This is a genomic window from Glutamicibacter halophytocola, from assembly GCF_001302565.1.
In the GTDB taxonomy this organism is placed as follows: Bacteria; Actinomycetota; Actinomycetes; order Actinomycetales; family Micrococcaceae; genus Glutamicibacter; species Glutamicibacter halophytocola.
On the sequence record NZ_CP012750.1, the window covers coordinates 3,693,417 to 3,709,788 of the forward strand.

The window sequence follows — 16,372 nt, forward strand, 5'->3', positions numbered from 1 at the left end:
AGGGATCCCGAACAGAAGTTCACGCTTCTTGCCCCGGGAGCTCCATCGAACCTGGCGTTAGCACTATCTGCAGGAGGCAGGCTTGCTGCGGCGTCGTGGAGCCAGGTCTCTCAGCCGCTCTGGATGGGGTGTTATCCGAGTCAAGCATTGATCCCGGGAGCTTGCCATCAACGCGTCACTGGAGGGAACACTGCGTCAGATCTCTTCACAAATCCCGGGCTGGCAAGGCTGGGCGGCGGCGGGCAGGCGCTAAGTCAGCGTCATATTTCCGCATATTACGGCTTCCAGCTCGTATTGGTCATGGTGCGTGAGTTCGAAGGTTCGGCCTGACTTGGGTATTGGAACATATCCCAATCATCTAGAGTGAATCCAAGGAGACCAATCGATAGGACATGCGCGTGGACCTGGCCAGCACACTGAGCCTCATGTTCGGACTGCTGGCGCTCGCGCTCACTGCGAGCACACTGGGCCGCATGGGAGCCGAAGGGCGCCTGCCGCGCAACAACAGCGTTGGCCTAAAGACCCGCCACACCATGGCCAGCGATGAAGCCTGGCTGGCAGCGCACCGTCGAGCAGCACCAACCCTTCAGCTCTTTGGCATAGCAGGCTGGCTGTTTTTGATCATCGCGGCGATCTTCTGTTTCACCCAGAATTTCACCGTAGCCTTTGCGCTGACCGCGATCGGCTTTGCCCTGGGCGTCGCCATGATGCTGGTTGCCGGATCCAAGGGAAACAAGGCCGCCAAAGAGTTCTGCCCTTGAGCTCCCTTTAAAACAGGGCACCGCGCCATCAAGGAAGGGTTCGATGATGGCGCGGTGCCCGGGGTGTATTCAGCAGTGCCTAGAGCAGAACCGCCCCCAGGATCCAGACCGTTGCAAAGGCCGCGGTGCCCTGGATTGCCGTAGCCACGCTGAGGGTCTTGTATGCAGTGATCACCGGAATCCGGCTGAGCTGCGAAACCACCCAGAAGTACGAGTCATTCGCGTGCGAGACAACCATCGCACCGGCACCCACCGCCAGGACGCTGAGCACCATTCCCAATTCGGAATCCAGCCCCAGCGAACCGAGCATCGGCGCGACCAGCGCGGAGGTGGTCACCATCGATACCGTGGACGATCCCTGCGCCGACTTCAGGGCGGCGGCAATCAGGAACGGCACCGCCAGGCCCAGGCCGAGTCCGCTCAGCGAGTCGGAGAGAATCGTGGTCAGCTCCGAGGCGGCCAGCACCGCGCCCAATGCGGCGCCAGCCCCGGTAATCAGCAAGATCGGGGCAGCGGTGCGCACCGATTCGTGCATCTGCTCATTAAAATCGCCCAGCTTGTTCTCGCCGCGCAACAGCAAAGTGGCCGAGAGCAGGCCGAAAATCAGGGCGATCACCGGCGTGCCGAGGAACGAGAGGACTTCAACCAGCGTTCCCCCGCCCAGCGGCTGGGATGGCAGCTTGGCGATAGATGAGGCACAGATCAAAACCAGCGGCACCAGGATCGGCAAGAAGGCCAAGGCAGGATGCGGCAGCTTGCCGAAGCTTGCGCGCAGCTGCTCGTAGTCCAGGTCTGCCAGATCATTCTCGTCTTCCGACGGCAAGGCGGTCCATTGGGACTTGTTGAAGCGGCTGGCATAAAACAGGCCGGCCAACGCGGAGATGGCTGCCACCGGAAGGCCAACGGCAATGATCAGCCCGAGGTTATCGGCAATGCCGATGCTCTCGGCCGCCGCCAGCGGGCCGGGGGTTGGCGGAACCATGGTGTGCGTGGCGTACAGGCCGGTCATCAGCGCCACCGAAGTAGCCAGCCCCGATACGCCGGTGCGAAGGGTGATGGCTTTGCGCAGCGAGTTCAGCACCACGTAGCCCGAATCGCAGAAGACCGGAATCGAGACAATGTAGCCAATGATTGTCAGGGTCAGATTGGGGAACCTGGTTCCCAGGACCTTGATCAGCGCGTCGGCCATGGAGATTGCGGCGCCCGATCGTTCCAGGATGATGCCGATCATCGTGCCGAAGAGGATGACCAGGCCGATATTGCCCATGGTGGTGCCGAAGGCGGTGGTGACGGTGCCCGCCACTTCGGCCAGGGGAATCCTGTAGGCGAAGGCGGCAAGGATAGCTGCGCCAATCAACGCGAGGAAGGGGCTGATTTTCCAGCGTGCGGTCACCAGCACAATGGCGACCACGAGGATCAAGAGAACAATAAGTTCGTACACGGCAGGTTGGCTCCTTTGCCACTATGTGTGGATCGCTGTCCAGCAAAGCGGCTCAAGCTCTGGGGGTTGGATCAGCCAGGCCCGGATTTCTTCGGTTTCGCTGACCCTGGACAGCAGGTGATGTGCCAATAGTAGGAAACCGGCGCCGGATTGCCTATGGGCATGCGACCGGGTTTCCCGGCATGATCCTGCGAGAATATGTGCACGGCCCCGTCAGATGGAATTTATCGAGGCTCGCCTGGTGCTGCCGGTGCCGCTAGAAAATCTGCATCTCGTCAAGTGCAATGCGCGCGTACACGGCATGCTGCAGCCGCAGCGATTCATTGGCTTGGCGAATATCGGCGCCGGTGACCTGGCCGATCCTTTCCAGCCGCTGCACCAGGGTATTGCGGTGAATGTGCAAGGCTTCGGCGGCCTGCGACATGGCGGATGCCGCGGCGACCACCAGCAGGGTTTTTGCTTGTTCTTGATTCAGCGCCCGGGCCGGTGCCGCAAGATAGGCAAGGCTCCGCGCCGGAGTCCGCGCAACGGCCACCGCGATGTCCTGATTCCAGATCTCCCGGTGTGCCCGTTGCGGAAGCAGCGCGGGACGCGCCACCAGGGTGCGCATCATTTCGGCCTGCGCCAACAGCGCTCCGGCATCAAAGGCATCCGCTCCGCCAAGAAAACGATCGCTGGGTTTAGCGGGCTGACCTGCTGCATCATCGGCGCTTGCCCGCAGCCGCCAGTGCGCGCCGAACAGGCTGACCCATGAGGTGCGCAGTCCTTCCGCGGCAGCTTGCTCCAGCAGGGGGTCGCGGCCATCGCGCGGCAGCCACAGCTCAAGCTGCACCGGCCCGCGCAGCCCGTGCGCTTCCAAGTTCCGGTCGACGACTTCTGCGGCAACCCGCCCGGCCAGCAACGCCGAAATAAGGTCCCTGGCCTCGGCCGCCCGGCGAGCGCTGCGCGAGTGCTCGCGCTCCTGGGCAAACAGCAGCTGGACGGTGAGCGCAATCAGATCCGCGAGGGGCTCGACCTCGTGGGGCGCGCCGGTTACTCCGACGACACCGCACAACCGCTCGTTCAGCGCCAAAGGGAGGTTCACTCCCGGCTGGGTTCCCGCCGTTTCATCGGCCTGGGTGACCCTGATGGCCTCATTGCGCCGGATGGCTTCGACGCTTCCTTCGTGCAGCGTGCCCACGCGCGAAGCATCGCTGGAGGCGATGATGATTCCATGGGCGTTCATGATGTTCACATGGCGATTAATCGTTGGCGCAATGGTGTCGACAACCTTTTGCGCCAAGGCGCCGGACAGTCGAGGTTGCTCCTTTTCGCTCATGGAATCATCCTAGCTTCCCCGGGCCTCCTTCACCTTGCCGCCCGGTGATGCTAGGCTCACCCCAGTCAAGCATCGCGATGAAAGGCCCACCATGAGTTCGGCGATCAGCTACTTCACCGGAGGCTTCCTCGTCAGCCTGCTGGTAGTGCTCAACATGACATGGAACCAGCGCTTGCCCGGGCTGCTGGGCCCGGCGCTGATTGTGCTGAGCCTGGCCGGGTTGGCCGCATGCCGGCTCTACACCGCGCGGAACCAGCCCCGCCAGCAAGATCCACAAGAAGCCTAGGAAGCCTCGCGCTCCTGCAGCACTGCCGTGGCGGTGCTGGTGCTGTCAGGCGCAAAAGCATAGAGCTTGCCCTCGGCGAGGTGGACCCAGAATCGTCCGCAGAGCTGCGTGGTCTTCTCTTCGGCGCCTTGCGGCCACCATTGCGCTTCAAGGGTCCTGGTCGAGGAGATCTCCTTGGCCTCAAAATCCTTGGTGCGCGGATCCGAGGCGTAGGCCTTTTTCAGTTCCGCCCCGGATGGGTGCCCAGCAGATTTAATCGGCAGGCATTTTTCGCCGGGCAAGTCCCCGGTGTAGTCCATGGCAAAAATTCGTTCCATCCCGGTATTGCGCTGCACGAGCTTCACATCGGTGCCGCCGGCGGGGACCCAATCGGGCAGCAGCCCGTTCGAAACGCCCTCTTCCGAGGTCTTGGCAGATTTTTCGGTGGACTCGTCGTATTTATCCACCATCAGGTCTGAAACGGAACATCCGCTGAGCAGCAGGGCCAGGGGCGCAGCCAGCAAGGCGCTGGCGGCATACTTTTTCTTCATCATGATTCCATCGTAGAAACCGGCCGCCGCTAGGCACATCGTCTTCCTGGCGGAAAAACGGATGCGCCGTTTCATCCCCTCGGTGGAGCCAGCGGCAGGTAGGTCCTGGCCACGCTGAACGCCGTGCGCTCAACCAATGCGAGGGTATCGGCGGACAGTTGGGCCAGGCTCGCCGGCCCGGGCGCGATGGAATAGGCCGCCAGGATCCCGGCCCGCTCCAGCTGCTCGTCGCCCAGGTCCACGGACCCGGCCACCACGATCACCTCGGCATGCTCCCCGGCCGCTTCCAGCACCCCGCACACCACCTTGCCGTTCAGCGACTGGCTATCGAGCCGCCCCTCGCCGGTGATGACCAGGTCCGCGGCACCCAGGATCCGGTGGGCATCGAGCACCTCGGCTACCAGTTGCCATCCGGGGACCAGGTCCACCGGGAAGTACGAGGCCAGGCACACCGCCAGGCCTCCGGCCGCTCCCATGCCCGGCTGCTCGCGCAGCTTCCGGCCGGTATCAGCTTCAAGAACATCGGCCAGCCGTTCAAGTCCGCGATCCAGCAGCTGCACGTCCTGCTCGCTAGCCCCCTTCTGCGGGCCGAAGATCGCTGCCGCGCCCTGGGCGCCGAGCAGCGGGTTGGTGACATCGCAGGCGATTTGCCATTGCACCGTGGCGGCTCGCGGATCCAGTTCGGACATGTCGATCTTTGCCAGCTTGGCCAGTGCGCCGCCGCCTGCTGGCAGCTGCTGCCCGTGCTCGTCAAGGAACTTGGCACCCAGTGCGCCCAGCAGGCCGGTGCCGCCGTCGGTGGTGGCGGACCCGCCCAGGCACAGGATGATCTGCTGCACCCCGAGGTCCAAGGCGCGCGACACCAGCGGGCCCAGGCCCCAGGTCGTGGCCTGAAGCGGCCTGCGCGGCACGTCGCTGACCTGCGGCAGACCGGCTGCTTCGGCGGCTTCCACGACGGCGATCTTCTTGTCCGCGGACAGCCCGAGCCGGGAGGCGACCGGGCGGCCCAGGGCGTCGGTGGTGTCCACCGTGATCGCTTCGGTGCCCCAGGCATCGATCAGCGCCTCCAGTGTTCCTTCGCCGCCGTCGGCAAAGGGAACTGCGGTGATCTCGACCTGGCGCTGGCGGCTTGCGGCCCCCTTGGAGAATCCTTGTGCGAGCGCGGTGGCCACTTCGCTGGCCCGGGCGCTTCCCTTGAAGGAGTCGGGAACAATGGCCACCTGCAGCACGCCATTGGCTGCGGGGGCTGGTTTCTGCTGAGAAGTCATGTTCCCAGCTTAGGCAGCTTCCCTGCCTTGAACTATGGGCCCATGACTGTATTTGCCGCACCCGCACCGGGCTGCCTATGTGCACTGCGCCCACTGTTCGGCAACGATTTTCGGCAGTGGTCTTCGGCAACGCGAAGCTGGGCCAAAGGGACGGCACAGAAAGCGCAGCTACTGTTGAAAACACCTCCTTGAAGGTGCGAGTGATGATCGTGAGAATTCCCGCTGGATATTGCCCAGCGGGAATTCTTCTTTAACCGGGCCCCGCACGCAGGTGCAAGCGGATCCATGGGCAGCATGCAGTGCACGCTTATTCCATCCACAGGCGCCGCCCCTAGGCTGGCAAGTACCTCATTGAAGGTGCGAGTGATGACGAGAAATTGGTCCTGCCGGTCTTGCGGCAGGGCCAATTTTTTTGCGCTCTGGCACCGTCGGCGCCACGGCCGGCGAACACCAGCAGGCAATGCGCAGATCATGCTTATTGGACGCACAGCCAGCGGCCCTAGAGTAGAAAGCACCTCATGAAGGTGCGAGTGATGATCGAGAAGCCCCAGCCCCCGGAGCAATCCGGGCCGGCTGGGGCTTCGAATTTAACCGCTGCCAGCGCCTGGTGCGATACCGTAGATAGGTCCCCGCTCCAACTTGTCCCGGGGCACTTTTTTGAATGGAGTCCCGGTGAGCACCGCGATCGCAGAACTGACCCCGATGCAGCGCCAATCGGTGTGGCGCACCCTCAAATCCCCCCGGCTGCTCAAGACCGAGCTGCTCGCCGGGCTGGTGGTGTCCCTGGCGCTGATTCCCGAGGTCATCGCGTTCACCGTGATCGCCGGCGTGGATCCGCGCGTGGGCATCTTCGCCTCCTTCACCATGTCCGTGGTCATCGCGATCACCGGCGGGCGCCCGGCCATGATTTCCGCGGCGGCCGGCGCGGTGGCCCTGGTGGTGGCCCCGCTGGTGCGCGCCTACGGGGTGGAGTACCTCTTTGCCACGGTGGTTTTGGCTGGCGCCATCCAGGTGGCCCTGGCGCTGCTGGGCGTGGCCAAACTGCTGCGCTTCATCCCCCGCCAGGTGATGATCGGCTTCGTCAATGGCCTGGCCATCTCGATCTTCTGGGCGCAGATGCCCGAACTGCGCGATGTTCCCTGGCAGGTGTACCCGCTGGTGGTCCTCGGGGTAGCCATTGTCTGCTACTTCCCGAAGATCACCAAGGCGGTGCCGGCGCCGCTGATCGCCATCGTGGTGCTCACCGCGATCACGATCTTCGCGAAGATCGTTGTCCCGACCGTGGGCGACAAGGGCGAGCTGCCCGATTCGCTGCCCATCTTCCACCTGCCCGGGGTGCCGCTGGATCTGGCGACCCTGAAGATCATCGCGCCCTATGCGATTGCGGTGGCCTTTGTGGGCCTGCTCGAATCCCTGCTCACCGCCAAGCTGGTTGACGACATCACCGATACCCCTTCGAGCAAAACCCGCGAGTCCTGGGCGCAGGGCACCGCGAATATCGTCACCGGGTTCTTCGGCGGCATCTGCGGCTGCGCGATGATCGGACAGACCATGGTCGGGGTGAAGGTCTCCGGCGGGCGCACCCGCATCTCCACCGCCTTTGCCGGCATTTTCATGCTGCTGCTCGCGCTGCTGCTCGGGGATGTGGTGGCGCAGATTCCGATGGCCGCGCTGGTCGCGGTGATGATCGTGGTCTCGGCCACCACCTTCGACTGGCACTCCATCCGCCCGAGCACCCTGAAGATGATGCCCAAGAGCGAAACCTTCGTCATGGCCATCACCGTGGTGCTCACCGTGGCCTCCCACAACCTCGCCATTGGCGTGGGCGTGGGCATCCTCTCGGCGATGGTGCTCTTCGCCAACCGGGTGGCCCACCTGGTCACGGTCACCCGCACGGTGTCCGGCGGGCAGGCGCTCTACGCGGTCAACGGCGAGCTGTTCTTCGCCTCGTCCAACGACCTGTACACCCAGTTCCGCTATGCCGAGGACCCCGAGCGCATCGTCATCGACATGTCCCAGTCGCACCTCTGGGATGCCTCGACCATCGCGGCGGTGGATTCGATCCGCGCCAAATACCAGAACTATGGCAAGAGCGTGGAAATCCGCGGCCTGAATGAAGCCAGCCAGAAGATGCAGGAGCGCCTGGGCGGGAAGCTAGGCTAGCTGCAGCCGGTAGTACACGCTGTTCTCATCGAGCTGGTAGCCGCCAAAAGGCGGGCACGGGGTGAAGCCGGCGGCCTGGTACATGGCTCGCGCGGCGGTGAAGTACTCATGGGTTCCGGTTTCCAGGCAGAGCTGGGTGAAACCGCGCTGCGCGGCGGTGCCGATCAGCTCGTCCAGCAGCCGCCGGCCCAGTCCGCGGCCACGGAATTCCGGGGACACGCGCATGCTTTTGAGCTCCGCCACCGAATCTCCCAGGTCCTTGAATCCGCCCATGCCGATGATGGACTCGCCCGCGCGCATCTGGAACAGCGAAACGCACGGATCAGCCAAGCCCGTTGCATCCATGGCGTGCCGGCTCTCCTCGGGAGCGGTGGGCTCCATGTCCGCCAGGTGCTCTTGCACCATGCGCTGCATCGATTCGGCGAGCGGATCGGCTTCGATCATCTTGATATCCATGGCTCAAGCCTGCCACGGTTTTATTTCGCGCCGATGTCTCCCGGATTTCGGTCCTCGCGCGAGGCCCGATCGCGCTTTGCAGCATACATGTCGCGGTCCGCGCGCAGGATCATCGTGCTCAGGTTGTCGTCCGCGCGCGCCTGCGCAACACCGAAGCTCCATGCCTGCGACGACGAGCCCTGCACGCGATCCATCAGCAGCTGGGCCTGGGTGCGCGTGGTGCGAGGAAACAGGACCACGAATTCATCGCCGCCCAAGCGCGCGACCACATCGTTGCTGCGGGTGCTCGCCTTCAGGTGCCTCACCAGGTCCTTCAGGGCCCGGTCGCCGGCCTCGTGGCCGCCTTCATCATTGATCGCCTTGAACTTGTCCATATCCAGCAGGGCCGCCGCCATCGGCCGCCGGGAGCGCTGGGAGGAAGCGAGCATGAGCTCACCGCGCAGCTGCAGCCCTCGGCGATTGGCCGCGCCGGTAAGCTCGTCGACCTCGGACTGGTAGTGGAAGCGGGCTTTCACATAGCTGCCGATCACCGAGGCGCCGATGGTCAGCAGCACCAGGCTGAGCATATTGAGCCATCCGCTGTGCAGCGCCATGCCGGACTGCGGCCCGTAGAGGTAGGCCAGGTACAGGGTGCATGCCAGGACCGGGTAGATGGTCCAGCGCACCAGCCTGGGATCGAAAAGCCAGGCCAGATACAGGGTGATCAGCGGGAATTCCTGGAGCCGGAAGGCGATCTGCTCGAAATCCGAGGAGAGCCCGACGAAGTAGGCGAAGGCGACAAGCTCGGTCAGCGCCCCGAGGTAGCCGATCCACAGCGGGAAGCGGTCCAGCTTGATGTAGATCAGCAGGAGCACCAGGATCGCGCCGGCAAAGCGGACATAGCCCAGGTACTGCCTGGCCACCGACTCGAAGTCGTAGGTCAAATTGATCAGGTAGAAGAGTATGAAGAAGCCGGCGATGAACCCGGTCACCGCTACTTCCGGCCGCTTGATTGCGCGGGCCCTGGGCGGCAGCAGCCGGTACCACCAGCTATAGCCGGCCTGGGCCCGCCGGTCCTTTTTTCCCAGAAACCGCGTATCCATATCCAGTCCATTGTAAGATTTCCACTAGCGAGCCGCGCAACACAGCCACGGCAAAGTCCTTCAATTTCGGCCTGATCGGCGGATGATGAAATTTGTATTCCAGCCACTTGTAGACTTGCAGCGCCATGCCCTCGCGGGCTTCGAAGCGCTGGCCAGGTTCCGCGATGGCCGCACTCCCCAGTCGCATTTTAATGAGGCCCGCCTTGCAGGCAGTCTAGTTGATCTGGAACTGCGTGCCCTGAACCAGATCCTCGCCGCCAGCCACGCCATCCCCGATGGCCTGCTGCTGACCATGAATGCGTCGGGGCCGGCCATCGACGCTTTCGCCAAGCAGCGCCCGGAGCTGGACCCCCGGCTGGCCTGGGGTTTGGAACTGCATGAGCTCTCGGCACCGGAACTGTGCGGCAGGGCCCGGATCAGCGCCGATGAGCTCGGCTGCCTCTTGCTGGTTGACGATGCCGGAATCGGCTATGCCACCCTCGAGCGCATCACCATGCTCAAGCCCCACATCGTGAAGCTGGACCGGTCGCTGTTCATCCACTACCAGTCATCGGCCGCGGCGCACGAGCATGTGGACCTGCTGCTGGCCGCCGCCCGCGGGATCAATGCGCAGACCCTGGTCGAAGGCGTGGAAACCGCGCAGCATCTGGCCCTGGCCCGGGACCTGGGCTTCGACTACGCCCAGGGCTTCTACTTCAGCCCCGGCCTGGCACCGCAGCAGCTGCCAGAAGCGATGGCCGGGCTACGCAGACGCCTCGGGATCGATATTCCGGGTTTCTGAACGCCGCTCACGTCCCCGCCCGCTCTTGAAGCGGATCACCGGCAGCAGCTTCACCAGACCGAGCACCAGGTAGAGCACGGTGTTGATCGCGACGAATGAGGCCAGCACCGCGAACCAGTCGCTGAGCAGCACGCTTTCGGGCAGGATGATCCCGCGCGGCACGTGCACCAGAAGTTCCACCATCAGCCCACTGCCTTCCGTGCGGTACCTGCGTGCTCGACATGCTTCCAATCCGCGCTGCGGGCGAAGGCGATATCCGCCACGCCCTTGAGGAAGGCCAGGTCCAGGAACGCGTCGTAGACGAGCTCCGGGATGACCAGCGCAGCGACGATCCGCGCGCGCCATCCGCCATGCCAGACGGTCACGATGCGTTCCACCGCGAAGAGCGCCCCGAGCAGCATCCAGAACGGGAACCACACCCAGGTGTCCATCGAGACCAGCATGATGAGCATCAGCGCGAAGTAGCTGAACAGGGCGATCACCCCGTAGCCGATGCCGATCTGCTGCGCCCAGTAGCGCGAGGTCTGCGCCCGCACCCCGTAGGCGCCCAGGTTCTCCAGCGCACCGCGCTGCCAGCGCAGGCGCTGGGCCCAGAGCATCTTCCAGCTGGGCATCAGCTCGGTGACCACCGTGCAGCTGGTCGGCGAGGTGGTCAGCGCGCCGAGGGTCTTCAGCGCAATGGTCAGCTCATTGTCCTCGGTCAGCGCGGCGGTGTCGTAGACCTCGCCCGGATTGCCCGGCAGCATGGTGCCGCGGGCAGCGGCGACTTCGCGCAGGGCCGCGGCGCGGAAGACCGAGGCGGTGCCGGTGAGCACAAAGACCCGGCCGTTGCGGCGCTCGATCTCGCGCTGGTAGCGTGTGTATTCGTTGCGCTGGAACTGGCCGAGCAGCCCATGGCCCTCTTCGCCGTGGAAGAGCCCGCCCACCGCCATCAGCGCGCGATCCCAGGTGAACCGGTCCTTCGCGGTTTCCAGGAAGCCGGCGCCGATCTGCGAATCCGCATCCATCACCATCACGCAGTCGTTGTCGCCCATCGCCGGCAGAATCGCCTGCAGCGCCTGGTTCAGCGCCCCGCCCTTCTTGTGCTTGTTCTCCACCGATTCGAAGACCTCGACGCCATGCTCGCGGGCCACCTCAACGGTGGCGTCGGTGCAGTTGTCGGCTACCACGATGATCCGCGATGGCTTGAAGCTCTGCTCCTCGAGGGCCTTGAGCGTAAACGGCAGCGAAGCTTCCTCGTTGTGCGCCGGAATCAGCACGGTCACGGTGACTTCGCCGGCGTGGATACCGCGGGTGCGGGCCATGACGGCTTTCGGCGCCAGCGGGCGGCTCGATTTCTGGATCGGCGTACGGCGGTAGCGCCAGGTGACGAAGCGTTCGCCCAGCACCACGAGCAGCACCAGCATGACCGCGGCCGATACGGCGAACACCAGGATGGACAGGTCGGGCAGCTCGGTACTGTAGAAGGTTGTCCAGAGTGCGCCGATCCGCAGCTCCACCGGGTTCCACATCGCCACCGGCTTGCCGCTGAGGCTGATGGACCACAGCAGCAGCGCGGCCGCGGCCACGACAATCAGGACAACGGCGATGCCCACCCATCGGCTGAAATGCTTTTGCACGCGCGCTCCGTTCACGTTGCGGGATCAACGGGGAATTAGGCCAAGAAAGTTATTTAGCCAAGCTAGCATCTTGCCCGCGCTCAGGGAAGCATGTCGAGATGCAAATCACCCCCGGGCAAAAGCACCGCTTTCCCTCGGCACCGGATGAACGGGGCGCGGCCTAGGGCTGCAGCAATTTCGCGGCGTCCTCGCGCAGCTGGTTCTTGCGGATCTTGCCGGTGACCGTGACAGGGAAATCCTCAAGGATCTGCACGTAGGCGGGGATCTTGAAATGCGCGAGCCGGCCGCTGCAGTACTCGCGCACCGCCTCGACGCCCAGCGGCTCGCGCCCCGCCTTCATGCGCACGCAGGCGCAGACCGCCTCCCCGTATTTCCCATCGGGCACGCCCACCACCTGGACATCCTCGATATCCGGGTGCCGATAGAGGAATTCTTCGATTTCGGCCGGGTAGATATTCTCGCCCCCGCGGATGATCATGTCCTTGATCCGGCCCACGATGGTGCAGTATCCGTCCTCGCGCATCACCGCCAGATCTCCGGTATGCATCCAGCCTTCGGGATCGATGGCGGCCCGGGTTTTTTCCTCGTCCTGCCAGTAGCCGAGCATCACCGAGTAGCCACGGGTGCAGTATTCGCCAGTTTCCCCGCGCTGCAGCGTAGCGCCGGTGGCCGGATCGACCACCTTGATTTCCACGTGCGGGTGCACCCGGCCGATGGTGGCGGTGCGGCGCTCCATATCGTCGTCGCTGCGGGTCTGGCAGGAGACCGGGGAGGTTTCGGTCATCCCGTAGGCGATGGAGACCGCGCTCATCCCCATGTCCTCGACGCAGTGGCGCATCACTTGAACCGGGCAGATGGAACCGGCCATGATGCCGGTGCGCAGCGCGGAGAGGTCGAACTCCTTGAAATTGGGCAGGTTCTGCATGGCGATGAACATGGTGGGCACCCCGTACAAGCCCGTGCATCGCTCCTCGGCCACCACCCTCAGGGTGGTTTCGGCGTCGAATCCCGGGGCGGGGATGACCATGGTGGCACCGCGCGAGGTGCAGCCAAGGTTGCCCATGACCATGCCGAAGCAGTGGTAGAACGGCACCGGGATGCACAGCCGGTCCTGCTCGCCCAGGTCGATCATCCCGGTGACCTGGTGGCCGTTGTTCAGGATATTGCGGTGGCTGAGCACCGCGCCCTTGGGATACCCGGTAGTCCCCGAGGTGTACTGGATGTTGATCGGGTCTTCTGCCCTGGTTGCCGCCAGCCGGGCGGCCAGTTCGGCGTCGTCGATCGATGATCCCTCGTCCAGCAGCTGCTGCCAATCATCGGTGCCCAGGAACACCACGCGCTCCAGCCCCGGCGTCTCGGCGCGCGTTTGCTCCACCATGGCCCGATAGTTGCTGGTCTTGAATTCGGAGGCCGCCACCAGCATCCGCAGTCCGCTGTGGTTGGCCGCGTAGGCATATTCATGGGTGCGGTAGGCCGGGTTCACATTGACCAGGATGACGCCGATCTTGGCCGTCGCATACTGGGTGAAGACCCACTCGGCGCAGTTCGGCGCCCAGATCCCCACCCGGTCCCCCGGGTTCAGTCCGGCGGCGATCATGCCCTTGGCCAGCCGGTTGATCTCCCCATCCAGCTGACGCCAGGTCCAGCGGCGTTGCGTGCTGGCTTCCACCAAGGCCTCGGCGTCGCCCCGTCGGGCCACCGTCCGCTCGAAGTTGGCTCCAATGGTCTCATCGAGCAGCTTCGGTTCGCTCTCGCCCTTGGCATAAGCCTTCATCGACTACCCTTTCGATCCACTTCGAACAGTGCCCTGCGTCACATTCAAACAATAGTCCGGGGTTTCCCGCCTGCCAAGCATGCCCCGCATCCGCGCTACACTCCACTTATGAAAAAGGTACTGGCCATCGTAGGGTTCCTTATGATCTCGGGATACGCAGTCGCTGGTTTGTTGCTCATGAACAACTGGGCTGTGGTCGCGGCCAGCCACCGACCCCTAGATGAGGCAGTCTCAGCCATGGACGTGGCAAAGCAGGATTACAGCCCTCTTGGCGGAGTCGCCTTTGCGGCGTTGGGGTTGCTCCTTGCCAGTGCGTGGGCCTGGACCGCACTGTCCAAAAGATTCTCAACTGACCCCTGGATAGCCAGCGCGCTTTTCAGCCTCATCCTGGTGCTGGGAGCACCCGCGTACTTTTTCGCGTCCTTCGCAAATATGAACTCCGTGGGCGACACCTTTGCAGATTGGGACGCCGAGGCGGCCGCTGCCCTAGAGCTTCCGCTCTACCTGCTAAGCATCGGAGCAATGGTCTTGCTTTTTATGCTGCTCGCAATGCCGCTGTTTCGGGCAATCATCCGCGGCTGTTCTCGATCGCGCCGCGCTTCCAGCTAGGCGATCAGCCAGCAGCCTTCTGCACCAGGGCGCGAATTTTTTGTTCGGTCGCTTCATCCAGCGCGGTGATCGTCCACGCGACCGGATGCATCAGCGCGCCTTCTTCAAAGGCCGGATTCACTACTTCGCCAAACCCGAATGCGAGGTATGCCTTGTCGGGCTTGATGTAGCAGACGTCCTTGCCGTCCTTGACGTAGAACGCGAGGCCCCAGCGAACCACGGGCTCCAGTGACGGCGCGCTTTCACAAATCATCTCGTGCAGGCGAAGGGCGATCTCCCGGTATGGGGCCGGTGTGGATGCCAACTTGTTGCGCACTGCTTCGTCGCCCTTTTTGCCAAAAATCATGCTTTTCTCTCCCTCGGATCGCCCGTCCGCCGTCGCGGATTTCGGCTGTATTGAATGTGGCCCAATTGTGACCGCAACTTCTTTGCCTAACAATTCAATAACCTACCCGATGAAGCCCCTCAAACCTGTGGATAACCAGCCAAACTGTCCGGAATCCGCGGGAAAATGAGGCATGACAAATCTTTATTTTGCCCCCGGCGATGACGACGAGCATCGCCTGCCATTAGATCCGCCGGGCACCCGCGGCGAATCCCAATCCAACTCGTTCTTCGCAGACCACATCGAGCACCAGATGTTCTACGGGCCGATGAAGAAACTTGCTGACGAGCTGTTCAGCGCCGGCCCGCTCACGGACCCCGGCGAAGGCCTGGTTCGGCTGCAGAAGATCCAGAAGATGTACAGCATGCTTGATGCTGCGTCCTCGGTCATCATGGCTGACAGTGTTGAGCTGGTCGCCCAAGTTGTTGCCGAGGATGCGGTCGCCAAGCCCTATCTTGAATCAGAGCAGGAACGTCGTGAGCGGCTCAGCGCCAACTACTACGCAGTGGACCGTGCGAGCGACCAGATCATCACGTCCAACTTCATTGCCGAAGCGGCGATTGCCCTGCGCGTGACAAGCGAAAAGGCTCGCGCCCGGATGTTCACGGCCAAGGGCCTGCGCCACGTTTGCCCGCGGACCCTGTTGGCCCTGGCCGCCGGACAGATTACGCCGTCGGCGGCACGCTCCATCGTGAAGAATTCGCAGGACCTCTCCACAGAGCAGATTGAATTGATGGAGCACCAGCTTTTGCCTGTTGCCGCTACCGCCAGCGATGACACGATCAGCCAGCGTGCCCGCCGTTTCCACGACCGGTCGAGTCCCGAAGCGGCCTCCGCCCGGCATGAAAAGGCGGCCGATGCGAGAAAGGTGACCAGCTGGGACATGGACGACGGGATGGGTGCCATCAAGCTCGTCGCGCCCATCGTCAACGTGCGTTCCATCCTGAACACCCTGGACTACGAGGCATCCCAGCACAAGGATCCGGAGGACGCCCGCACCAAGGCCCAGCTGATGGCCGACATATTCTGCGATGCCCTGATCAATGGCTGGCCAACCACCAACGGCACCCCGCTCAAGCCCCGTGTGGTCGTGACGATCCCTGCTCTGCAGATGGTGGCCAACCCGAAGTACGCCATGGCGGACCTGGAGGGCTATGGGCCAATCCCTATGGGCACTGCCATGCAGGTGGCCAAGGATGCCCCATCAATCATCCCGATGCTCACCGATCCATTTAGCGGCGCCGTGATGGATGTCGGGCGCAAGCGCTACAAGCCAACGCGGGTGCTCAAGGAATTCCTGCGGGCCCGGGATCAGCATTGCTGCTACCCCGGATGCCGGCGCACCGCGGATAACTCCGAGGTTGATCACGTTGAAGCGTGGGAAACCGGCGGCCACACCAACCGCGAGAACACCGAGCTGTTGTGCAAGCAGCATCAGATGTTCAAGCACGCGCTGGGCTGGCGAGTGACCAATCGCCCGGACGGATCCAAGTGCTGGCGCACTCCCCACGGACTGAATTCACTGGTCATTCCGGGCAGCGTGGAGAACGTCGAACGCTTTGAACACGTGCACAACCGGTGTCCTGAGCGCAGGGTGGCTTCACCTGCCGACCTTCGACGAGTTCTGGGCATTCCCGATCTTGGCGATGGCGATCTCAGCATTCGGGTTGAGCGGCCGGCCATCATCGACGGGAATACCGAAGCCGCTGGCTCTGGGCTCGATCATCCTGGCCAGGGCGCGGCCCCTGATGAGCGACCAGCTGGTATGCAAGGATCCTGAGTGACGGAATTTATCCGTCACGTCGCACGAACCAGATCTCCCATAAGCTCCGACCCCAGAACCGCCAGCCCTTCAAGACAGCGGCTTTAATTGGCTCGCCTTCAGTACCCTGGTGTGCC

16 protein-coding genes and 1 riboswitch are annotated in these 16,372 nt (G+C 63.5%); of the genes, 6 read left to right on the forward strand and 10 right to left on the reverse strand.

All coding sequences use genetic code 11. The features are described 5' to 3' along the window. Window positions 1-39 precede the first annotated feature (39 nt). A riboswitch (SAM riboswitch) is annotated at window positions 40-130 on the reverse strand. A 262-nt stretch (window positions 131-392) separates the two neighbouring features. Beyond that, the gene (locus AOZ07_RS17010; protein ID WP_060703067.1) at window positions 393-761 is read left to right on the forward strand and encodes an SdpI family protein; all 369 of its coding nucleotides are present in this window, start codon (window positions 393-395) and stop codon (window positions 759-761) included. A gap of 79 nt (window positions 762-840) precedes the next feature. On the opposite strand, the gene AOZ07_RS17015 is transcribed toward AOZ07_RS17010, so the two are convergent. Together AOZ07_RS17015 and AOZ07_RS17020 are read right to left on the reverse strand one after the other, a co-directional pair. Further along, window positions 841-2,202 (reverse strand): GntP family permease, encoded by a 1,362-nt coding sequence (locus tag AOZ07_RS17015; RefSeq protein WP_060703068.1) that lies wholly within the window; start codon window positions 2,200-2,202, stop codon window positions 841-843. A gap of 256 nt (window positions 2,203-2,458) precedes the next feature. Next, window positions 2,459-3,520: a sugar diacid recognition domain-containing protein gene (locus tag AOZ07_RS17020; protein ID WP_060703069.1), complete on the reverse strand. Its 1,062-nt coding sequence runs from the start codon at window positions 3,518-3,520 to the stop codon at window positions 2,459-2,461. A gap of 91 nt (window positions 3,521-3,611) precedes the next feature. Between AOZ07_RS17020 and AOZ07_RS17025 the strand changes: the two genes are divergently transcribed. After that, a complete protein-coding gene (locus AOZ07_RS17025; protein ID WP_060703070.1) occupies window positions 3,612-3,806 on the forward strand; it encodes a hypothetical protein in 195 nt (64 codons plus the stop codon). On the opposite strand, the gene AOZ07_RS17030 is transcribed toward AOZ07_RS17025, so the two are convergent. Both AOZ07_RS17030 and AOZ07_RS17035 read right to left on the reverse strand, forming a co-directional pair. Then, the gene (locus tag AOZ07_RS17030) at window positions 3,803-4,339 is read right to left on the reverse strand and encodes a hypothetical protein (RefSeq protein WP_060703545.1); all 537 of its coding nucleotides are present in this window, start codon (window positions 4,337-4,339) and stop codon (window positions 3,803-3,805) included. The two genes, AOZ07_RS17025 and AOZ07_RS17030, sit on opposite strands and share 4 nt — an antisense overlap. A gap of 68 nt (window positions 4,340-4,407) precedes the next feature. Further along, on the reverse strand, window positions 4,408-5,604 hold the full coding sequence (locus AOZ07_RS17035; protein ID WP_060703071.1) for a glycerate kinase: 1,197 nt from the start codon (window positions 5,602-5,604) through the stop codon (window positions 4,408-4,410). Between the two features lie 702 nt (window positions 5,605-6,306). Between AOZ07_RS17035 and AOZ07_RS17040 the strand changes: the two genes are divergently transcribed. Further along, entirely contained in the window at window positions 6,307-7,767 is a 1,461-nt protein-coding gene (locus tag AOZ07_RS17040) for a SulP family inorganic anion transporter (protein ID WP_060703546.1), read from the forward strand. Here AOZ07_RS17040 and AOZ07_RS17045 read toward each other — a convergent pair. Beyond that, on the reverse strand, window positions 7,759-8,223 hold the full coding sequence (locus AOZ07_RS17045) for a GNAT family N-acetyltransferase (protein ID WP_060703072.1): 465 nt from the start codon (window positions 8,221-8,223) through the stop codon (window positions 7,759-7,761). The two genes, AOZ07_RS17040 and AOZ07_RS17045, sit on opposite strands and share 9 nt — an antisense overlap. A 20-nt stretch (window positions 8,224-8,243) precedes the next feature. Then, the gene (locus AOZ07_RS17050) at window positions 8,244-9,305 is read right to left on the reverse strand and encodes a GGDEF domain-containing protein (protein ID WP_060703073.1); all 1,062 of its coding nucleotides are present in this window, start codon (window positions 9,303-9,305) and stop codon (window positions 8,244-8,246) included. Window positions 9,306-9,387: 82 nt separating this feature from the next. Here AOZ07_RS17050 and AOZ07_RS17055 point away from each other — a divergent pair, with 82 nt between their 5' ends. Next, a complete protein-coding gene (locus AOZ07_RS17055) occupies window positions 9,388-10,086 on the forward strand; it encodes an EAL domain-containing protein (RefSeq protein ID WP_060703074.1) in 699 nt (232 codons plus the stop codon). Here AOZ07_RS17055 and AOZ07_RS17060 read toward each other — a convergent pair. From AOZ07_RS17060 to AOZ07_RS17070, 3 genes are all read right to left on the reverse strand, one after another. Continuing rightward, a complete protein-coding gene (locus AOZ07_RS17060; protein ID WP_098945525.1) occupies window positions 10,048-10,269 on the reverse strand; it encodes a hypothetical protein in 222 nt (73 codons plus the stop codon). The two genes, AOZ07_RS17055 and AOZ07_RS17060, sit on opposite strands and share 39 nt — an antisense overlap. Continuing rightward, complete coding sequence (locus AOZ07_RS17065) at window positions 10,269-11,705, reverse strand: glycosyltransferase family 2 protein (protein WP_060703548.1); 1,437 nt, start codon at window positions 11,703-11,705, stop codon at window positions 10,269-10,271. The genes AOZ07_RS17060 and AOZ07_RS17065 overlap by 1 nt, the downstream gene beginning before the upstream one ends. A gap of 160 nt (window positions 11,706-11,865) precedes the next feature. Then, window positions 11,866-13,479: an AMP-binding protein gene (locus AOZ07_RS17070; RefSeq protein WP_060703075.1), complete on the reverse strand. Its 1,614-nt coding sequence runs from the start codon at window positions 13,477-13,479 to the stop codon at window positions 11,866-11,868. Between the two features lie 108 nt (window positions 13,480-13,587). Here AOZ07_RS17070 and AOZ07_RS17075 point away from each other — a divergent pair, with 108 nt between their 5' ends. Beyond that, the gene (locus AOZ07_RS17075; RefSeq protein WP_060703076.1) at window positions 13,588-14,088 is read left to right on the forward strand and encodes a hypothetical protein; all 501 of its coding nucleotides are present in this window, start codon (window positions 13,588-13,590) and stop codon (window positions 14,086-14,088) included. A gap of 4 nt (window positions 14,089-14,092) precedes the next feature. On the opposite strand, the gene AOZ07_RS17080 is transcribed toward AOZ07_RS17075, so the two are convergent. After that, window positions 14,093-14,434 (reverse strand): DUF1801 domain-containing protein, encoded by a 342-nt coding sequence (locus AOZ07_RS17080; RefSeq protein WP_075972530.1) that lies wholly within the window; start codon window positions 14,432-14,434, stop codon window positions 14,093-14,095. A gap of 172 nt (window positions 14,435-14,606) precedes the next feature. On the opposite strand from AOZ07_RS17080, the gene AOZ07_RS17085 reads away from it, so the two are divergent. Next, entirely contained in the window at window positions 14,607-16,253 is a 1,647-nt protein-coding gene (locus tag AOZ07_RS17085) for an HNH endonuclease (RefSeq protein ID WP_060703077.1), read from the forward strand. Window positions 16,254-16,372: the final 119 nt, after the last annotated feature.